At 30.0% G+C, this 839-nt stretch carries 2 protein-coding genes; both read right to left on the reverse strand.

Annotated features, from left to right (window positions below; genetic code table 11):
• Positions 1-118: 118 nt before the first annotated feature.
• Positions 119-262, reverse strand: coding sequence for a hypothetical protein (locus ASU35_RS19170; RefSeq protein ID WP_156059366.1), 144 nt, complete (start codon positions 260-262; stop codon positions 119-121).
• A gap of 30 nt (positions 263-292) precedes the next feature.
• On the reverse strand, positions 293-700 hold the full coding sequence (locus ASU35_RS06655) for an SPASM domain-containing protein (RefSeq protein ID WP_058352268.1): 408 nt from the start codon (positions 698-700) through the stop codon (positions 293-295).
• Positions 701-839: the final 139 nt, after the last annotated feature.

Genomic DNA, 839 nt, shown 5'->3' on the forward strand with positions numbered 1-839 from the left:
CGAGGTAAAAGTCAGTAAAATTAAGTGTTTTAGTTTAATCAGCAGACACTAAATATAACAAAGGCTAGGTTATCCATTATTGTGTGTAACTCTAGCCCTGTTAAATATTACACGTTTTTTAAGCTTTTACCAAATCTTTATTGCTTTTTTTAAGTGCTTGACTATGTATAGAATGACTAGGATTGTTACATGAGCACCATGAAAAAGCAATATTCTTTTTAGGAACTAAGCTTTTTAGTTTACTGATTATACCTTTTTTCATTATACATCTCCTCCTTCCATAAATTTTAAGCTATGATACATCAAATAACTTCTGAAGTAACCAGAATAATAGCTTCTTTGTATGAATACAAAAAGCAGAATCAACCTTATTATTACTTTCAGTTTTTCCAATTTCCTTTGCTTGCAGAATGCATCCTCCTCCGCAAATAGATATTGCCTCACAATTTAAACAGTAATCATTGTATATTGGTAAATCTTTTTTCCATTTTAGTCTATCTTTACTATTGCAAATAGAAGAAAAATTATCTGATATGATATTTCCTATCTCATGATTATGTGTAGAACATTCTCCCTGACAAATTCCTACCATACCATCTGGTTTAACAACAATTTGATTAGCATAAGCAGCTCCACAATCCGCATAATAAAATATGTCATTAACAAATGTGTTTATTTTTCTTAATATCCTATCATCCATAATCCCTTTCTTATGAAGTCTCTCATAAGAATGAATAAGGAAATCAGTTGCACGACTATAGTATATATCAAACACGACAAACGCATGAATGAATAAATTATGAACACCCCGTCCAGATTTTTGATATAATCAAAGAAAA

The sequence above is a fragment of the Acetivibrio ethanolgignens genome, assembly GCF_001461035.1.
Taxonomy (GTDB): Bacteria; Bacillota; Clostridia; order Lachnospirales; family Lachnospiraceae; genus Velocimicrobium; species Velocimicrobium ethanolgignens.